Origin of the sequence: Vibrio rotiferianus CAIM 577 = LMG 21460 (assembly GCF_002741985.1) — a bacterium.
GTDB lineage: Bacteria > Pseudomonadota > Gammaproteobacteria > Enterobacterales > Vibrionaceae > Vibrio > Vibrio rotiferianus.
Genome location: NZ_APHW01000025.1, coordinates 46,212 through 52,525 on the forward strand (window position 1 = coordinate 46,212; position 6,314 = coordinate 52,525).

General features: G+C 44.1%; 7 protein-coding genes, 1 other RNA gene and 1 pseudogene. 7 read left to right on the forward strand and 2 right to left on the reverse strand.

The features are described from left to right. The first annotated feature begins 1 nt into the window (after nt 1). From ssrS to serA, 4 genes are all read left to right on the forward strand, one after another. Nucleotides 2–186: non-coding RNA, 6S RNA (gene ssrS / locus B853_RS12670), on the forward strand. A gap of 5 nt (nt 187–191) precedes the next feature. Further along, nucleotides 192–785 (forward strand): 5-formyltetrahydrofolate cyclo-ligase, encoded by a 594-nt coding sequence (locus B853_RS12675; protein ID WP_010450309.1) that lies wholly within the window; start codon nt 192–194, stop codon nt 783–785. A gap of 58 nt (nt 786–843) precedes the next feature. Next, nucleotides 844–1,500 (forward strand): ribose-5-phosphate isomerase RpiA, encoded by a 657-nt coding sequence (gene rpiA / locus B853_RS12680; protein ID WP_010450312.1) that lies wholly within the window; start codon nt 844–846, stop codon nt 1,498–1,500. A 258-nt stretch (nt 1,501–1,758) separates the two neighbouring features. Next, nucleotides 1,759–2,988, forward strand: coding sequence for a phosphoglycerate dehydrogenase (gene serA / locus B853_RS12685; RefSeq protein WP_038885702.1), 1,230 nt, complete (start codon nt 1,759–1,761; stop codon nt 2,986–2,988). Between the two features lie 75 nt (nt 2,989–3,063). Here the strand turns inward: serA and B853_RS12690 are convergent, their stop codons facing one another. Beyond that, on the reverse strand, nt 3,064–3,756 hold the full coding sequence (locus B853_RS12690; RefSeq protein WP_038885700.1) for an oxidative stress defense protein: 693 nt from the start codon (nt 3,754–3,756) through the stop codon (nt 3,064–3,066). A gap of 106 nt (nt 3,757–3,862) precedes the next feature. Further along, on the reverse strand, nt 3,863–4,759 hold the full coding sequence (locus tag B853_RS12695) for a LysR family transcriptional regulator ArgP (protein WP_038885699.1): 897 nt from the start codon (nt 4,757–4,759) through the stop codon (nt 3,863–3,865). A gap of 140 nt (nt 4,760–4,899) precedes the next feature. Here B853_RS12695 and B853_RS12700 point away from each other — a divergent pair, with 140 nt between their 5' ends. From B853_RS12700 to B853_RS12710, 3 genes and pseudogenes are all read left to right on the forward strand, one after another. Next, nucleotides 4,900–5,529 (forward strand): LysE/ArgO family amino acid transporter, encoded by a 630-nt coding sequence (locus B853_RS12700; protein ID WP_038885697.1) that lies wholly within the window; start codon nt 4,900–4,902, stop codon nt 5,527–5,529. Nucleotides 5,530–5,553: 24 nt separating this feature from the next. Next, entirely contained in the window at nt 5,554–6,036 is a 483-nt protein-coding gene (locus B853_RS12705; protein WP_038885696.1) for a YbaK/EbsC family protein, read from the forward strand. Nucleotides 6,037–6,151: 115 nt separating this feature from the next. After that, a pseudogene (locus tag B853_RS12710) lies at nt 6,152–6,314 on the forward strand (transposase domain-containing protein); the annotation flags it as partial.

Consider the following 6,314-nt stretch of genomic DNA (forward strand, 5'->3'; position numbering starts at 1 on the left):
ATTTACCCTGGGGTGTTCGTCAGCAGGATTTAAGTCCCTGAGCCGATAAGCAATACCAAAGGGTTAGTACTTGATAGCTATTGAGCAAGCTTGGCATGCACCGAGAAGCCTACGGTTATCATTGCTGATCCGCCTTGAACCAGCTGGTTCAAGGGCCACAATCCTCAACGGCACCCTGGGGTATCCTCTCCATGTCAGATCTATCACGACAAGACTTTCGAAAACTCATCCGCGAAAAACGCAACGCACTGTGCAGTGATACTCAGTTCCAAGCTGGACTTGATCTCCTTAAACAATTCTCACAATTGTCTGAAATACAAAGCGCACAGCACATCGCAATTTATCTTTCTGCTGATGGTGAATTAGATACCAAACCTCTCATTGAATGGCTATGGCAGCAAGGTAAGTCGATTTACCTGCCAGTGATTCATCCTTTTTCCAAAGGTCAATTACTCTTCCTGCAGTATTTAAATAATGACCAGTTGGTGTACAACAAATACGGAATATTAGAACCTGCACTTGATATTCGCCATATCAAACCAGTTCGCGAACTCGATTTAATCTGCACGCCTTTGGTAGGCTTTGACAGTGTTGGGCACCGCCTAGGAATGGGCGGCGGCTATTACGACCGAACACTTTCGCACTGGTTTAGCACAGGCGAAGGTGCAAAACCTATCGGTATCGCCCACGATTGCCAGCATGTTGAGCGCTTGCCAGTTGAAAGTTGGGACATTCCTTTGCCAAAGATCGTGACACCAAGCCAAATCTGGCAATGGGAAATCTAGCACGTTACCGCTATAATCACGCCGCAAACGTTAAAGAACATCTATGCAGGAGATAGGCATGACTCAAGATGAAATGAAAAAAGCGGCTGGTTGGGCAGCACTTAAATATGTTGAAAAAGGCAGCATTGTCGGTGTTGGTACTGGCTCTACCGTGAATCACTTCATCGATGCCCTAGGTAGCATCAAAGACGATATTAAAGGCGCAGTGTCTAGCTCTGTTGCTTCTACTGAGCGTCTAAAAGAACTTGGTATTGAAGTTTACGAGTGTAACGATGTAGCTAAACTCGATGTCTACGTTGATGGTGCTGATGAAATCAATGCCGCTCGTGACATGATCAAAGGCGGTGGCGCAGCACTAACGCGTGAAAAAATCGTGGCGGCTATCTCAGATAAATTCGTATGTATTGTTGACGGCACAAAAGCAGTTGACGTACTTGGCCAATTCCCACTTCCAGTAGAAGTTATCCCAATGGCACGCTCTTACGTTGCTCGCGAGTTGGTGAAGCTCGGTGGTGATCCTGCATACCGTGAAGGTGTTATCACTGATAACGGCAACGTGATTCTAGACGTGCACAACATGCAAATCACGAACCCGAAAGAGATGGAAGACAAGATCAACGGCATTGCTGGTGTAGTAACGGTTGGTCTATTCGCTCACCGTGGTGCAGATGTGGTTATCACAGGAACACCAGAAGGTGCGAAAATAGAAGAATAAATCATTAGATGATCTGAATTTTCTGTTATTTCATTACAGACGGCGCCCTAGGGCGCCGTTTTTTCTTCCTTTTTCTAAGAAAAGCATGCCTTATTCCGTAATTTTCTTACCCAAAGTAAATTTTTTTTGTTACTTTATTGAACAGAAGACGCACAAGGAAACGTTTGTCTTCCGACAAAACTGTTAATTATCCCCTTTTTAGTAGTTTTGCTTTATGTGCGCCACATTAGCCCACCTTTCCATTTAAGGACGAGAAAAATGGCCAAAGTTTCACTGGAAAAAGAAAAGATTAAGATCCTCTTATTAGAGGGACTCCACCCTTCTTCAGTTGAAGTTCTTCAATCAGCTGGTTATAGCAACATTGAATATCACAAAGGCTCCCTTTCGGAAGAAGAACTGATCGAAGCAGTTAAAGACGTGCATTTTATCGGTATCCGCTCCCGAACCAACCTATCGGAAGAAGTGATCAATGCGGCAAATAAACTGGTTGCGATTGGCTGTTTTTGTATCGGTACTAACCAAGTTGATCTAGGTGCGGCATCAAAACGTGGTATCCCCGTATTTAATGCACCTTTCTCAAATACTCGAAGCGTAGCTGAACTAGTACTTGGGCAAATTTTATTACTTCTGCGTGGTATCCCAGAGAAAAATGCTTTAGCTCACCGTGGCATTTGGAAGAAGAGTGCGGACAGCTCATACGAAGCGCGCGGTAAACGTTTAGGCATCATCGGTTATGGTCACATTGGTACTCAGCTAGGTATCATTGCAGAAAACTTGGGGATGCGTGTCTACTACTATGACATCGAGAATAAGCTGTCATTAGGTAATGCAACACAGGTTCACACAATGAGCGAATTGCTCAACAAGTGTGACGTTATTTCTCTTCATGTTCCTGAGACACCAGAAACCAAGAATATGATGGGTGAAGAGGAGTTTGCTCGCATGAAGCCAGGAGCGATCTTTATCAACGCAGCTCGCGGTACAGTGGTTGATATTCCAGCGCTATGCCATAGCCTAGAGTCAGGCCATGTTTCAGGTGCTGCAATTGATGTATTCCCTGTAGAGCCGAAGACGAATAAAGATGCATTTGAATCGCCACTACAAAAGTTCGACAACGTTATCTTAACACCGCACGTAGGTGGCTCAACGCAGGAAGCACAAGAGAATATCGGTATAGAAGTTGCGGGTAAACTGGCGAAATACTCTGATAACGGCTCAACGCTATCAAGCGTGAACTTCCCAGAAGTATCATTGCCTGAGCACCGTGAATGTTCACGTCTATTGCACATCCACAAAAACCGCCCAGGTATCTTGACGCAAATTAACACCATCTTCGCAGAAGAAGGCATTAACATCGCGGGTCAGTATCTACAAACAGCGGCAGATATCGGTTATGTAGTTATTGATGTTGAAACTCACCGCTCAGAAGAAGCGCTGGTGAAACTAAAGGGCATTGAAGGCACCATTCGAGCTCGTATTCTTCACTAATTGCTGACCAGTAAATACACAAAAGGCAGGGTTACCCTGCCTTTTGTTTTCTAGCCATCGTTACTGAGGTCAGTATTATTTCAGTCTGTAAACCACATCCACCTGATCACGAATAACCAAAGTCGAGTCTTGATAGCTATTCGAACTTTGCTTCGCATCCATCGCCATTGATCGCATTAAAATTGGCTGTCCATTCATTTGGTTATATGAAATCTGCCAAACATCGCCAAGTTTCTTTTCAAACCCAACAGCCAATGATGCCGCTTTTTCTTTCGCATCTTTAATTGCTGCCATGCGTGCTTTTTGCTGATACTCAGCCTGGTTGCTCACTTTCAACTGAATATTATCAACTTGGTTGATACCGGACTCTAACGCCATGTCCAAGTACTTATTCAGGTTTGCGAGATCATTGACATTTACATTGATACTGCGTGATGCACGGTAACCAACAAGCTCAGCTTTACCTGATTTAGGGTAATGATATTGCGGCGCCAAATATAGATTCGAACTCGTCACATTGTCTTTTGAAAGGCCTGCATCAGATAACTTTTTCAAGAACTCATCAACCGACTTGTCTACTGACTGCTTTGCTTGCTCAGCCGTCATTGTCGTATCAACGACTTTTACCGAAAAAGTCGCCATATCAGGGGTGGCGACCACTTCACCATATCCAGTGGTAGTTACGTGAGCAAACTCTGGTGCGTTCGCAAAGACAGATAAACTAGTTAAGCTCAATGCTGAAGCGAGCAGGTAAGACGATAGTTTCATTATACAAATCCATCCATATTAATATGATTTCATCATAGGTAATTCTGGCGAATATCCAAGCATCATCAATCACTTCTAACACAATCCTGACTCAGTAAATAATATGTTACTGGGGCAAATTTTGCTGTGCATATGACACAATCGCATTAGAGATTTCCTGTAAAACCCCTGTCTCTAATTGCCAATGGTGCCAGTAAATTCGATAGGACATCAAAAAGCCCGGCGTAATATCGATCAACTCACCTTTCTCCAGTTCGTCAGTGATCTGCAATCGGGGAATCAAACAATAAGCCACGCCCGCTAACGCCATCTTAAGGAAAGCTTCAGAGCTACTGATATTATGGTGGATCACGCTGTCTGGCCTGACATTGAAATGTTCGGTTAAAAACTTCTTGTGTAAATCATCATATTGGTCGTAAGACACCGCAGGTGCTTTTGCTAAGGTTTGATTGTTTACACCTTCAGAGAAATAGCGTTGATAAAACTCAGGGTTGGCGACACAGACATAATCGATACGTCCAAGATAATCTGCTCGGCAACCTGGTATTGCTTGAGATTCTAGACTGATCGCCCCAGCTACCTCACCACTTCTAAGTTTTTCAATCGATCGCGATTCACCATAGATAGTTAGCTTCAACTCCACTTGGCGATGTTTCATCACATCCTGTAATGCTGGTAATAACCAAGTAGCAAGACTATCTGCATTGGTAGCAAGAGATAATTGGACAGGACGTGTCGACGTGTCGTTTTTCAGCTCAGGAAGAATTTCATGCTCAAGAAGCCTAACACGACGATAAAGTCCAAGCAGCTTCTTACCAATAGGCGTCGGCTTTGGGGGTTGCTCGCGAACAAGAACCGGCTGAGCAAGATATTTTTCGAGTTGCTTGATACGCTGGGAAATGGCTGATTGTGAAACGAAAAGGTGCTCCGCTGCTCGGTCAAAACTCCCCTGATGTACCACCGCATCTAAAGCTTCTATCCACTTATAGTCCAATCCTCGCACGTGTTTTCCTCCCTAATAAACGCCAAAACCACGAGATAAGCAAAGCTAATAATATATTAAAATCATTAATTATACTTATTTCAATAAAAGCTTTATCTTCCCTTCCTCTGTTGTTTTATAACTAATTTTTGAGGTGTGTTGTGAGCTTTTGGGTGTTATTACAAGGATTCGGTTTAGGTGCGACGATGATCATTCCAATCGGTGCGCAGAATGCATATGTCCTTAACCAAGGTATTAAGCGCCAACATCACCTGACGACCGCCACCATCTGTAGCATCCTAGATATGCTCTTCATTTCGCTCGGCATTTTCGGTGGCGGCGCGATTCTGTCACAAAATGAAATCCTGCTGACATCGGTGACATTAGGTGGCATTGCTTTCTTGAGCGTTTACGGCTTATTGTCATTAAAGAGTGCATTCAAACCTGCTGACGCTTCGGAGTCGAAAGGTGAAGTGGTTGCACGCGGTCGCCGTACCGTGATTCTTGGCGCACTGGCGGTTACCGTTTTAAACCCACACCTCTACTTGGATACTGTGGTGATCTTAGGTTCGATCGGTGGTCAGTTCGAAGGCAACGATCGCATCGCTTTTGCAATAGGCACTATCATGGCATCGTTTGTATGGTTCTACACCTTATCATTAGGAGCAGCGAAACTAGGTCCAACACTCTCAAAACCAAAAGTTAAGAAAGGCATCGATATAGCCGTTGCTACTATGATGTTTACTATCGCTTTTGTACTTGCGAATGAGTTAGTCACCAAATACTGGTAAAGACAAATAGGAAAGAAACACGACATGGAGTCACTGCAAAAAATCTATCAACTCAACCGAGAGCGATTCAACGCGCTCTCTATCCCCTTTCGAGAATGGCAACACGAAGCCATTCTCGACTTCGAAACCGACGTCAAAGTAGCCGCACAACTTGGTTGGACCGGCACTCATACTAAGAGTCTTTTTCTCAAGCTAAAAGGGCAAGGTTATGCAGTCTACCTGACCGACAAAGACTCTCGATTAGACTCCAAACAAATCAAAGCCATAACTGGTAAGCGGCCTTCGATTTGTAGTGACGATGAAATGATTGAGCAGCTAGGTTGTGTACCCGGTGCGGTGTGTCCGATAGGGTTGCCGGAGCACGTCATCATCATTGTCGATACGGCACTCTATCAACATGAAGAGCTACTCTATACACCAGGTTTACCCGAGTTAACCTTTGGCTTTGCAGGTAGCGAACTTAAACGTCTGCTCCTTGCTGGCAGTAACACTCTGCTAGAACTTTAGAACATTGGGATATAAAAAAAGCGAGGCCATTGCCTTAATGCTGATCGGTTTAGAGACTTGAATGATCTTGGGATCGTATGATAATCCCCACTAACAACGTTAGTGGGGATTTTTTATGTTTGCTCAAGAGTTGGTTTTGGCTCATGAAACAATAGAGGATGGTAAAAACTACGAGTCTGTAGTTAATGCCATTCAACTTGAATGGATAGAGCAAGCTTTGCTTGATACATCTAAAGCAAGTATTAGGCGACGACGTTTACCAGCGCAACAAGCGGTTT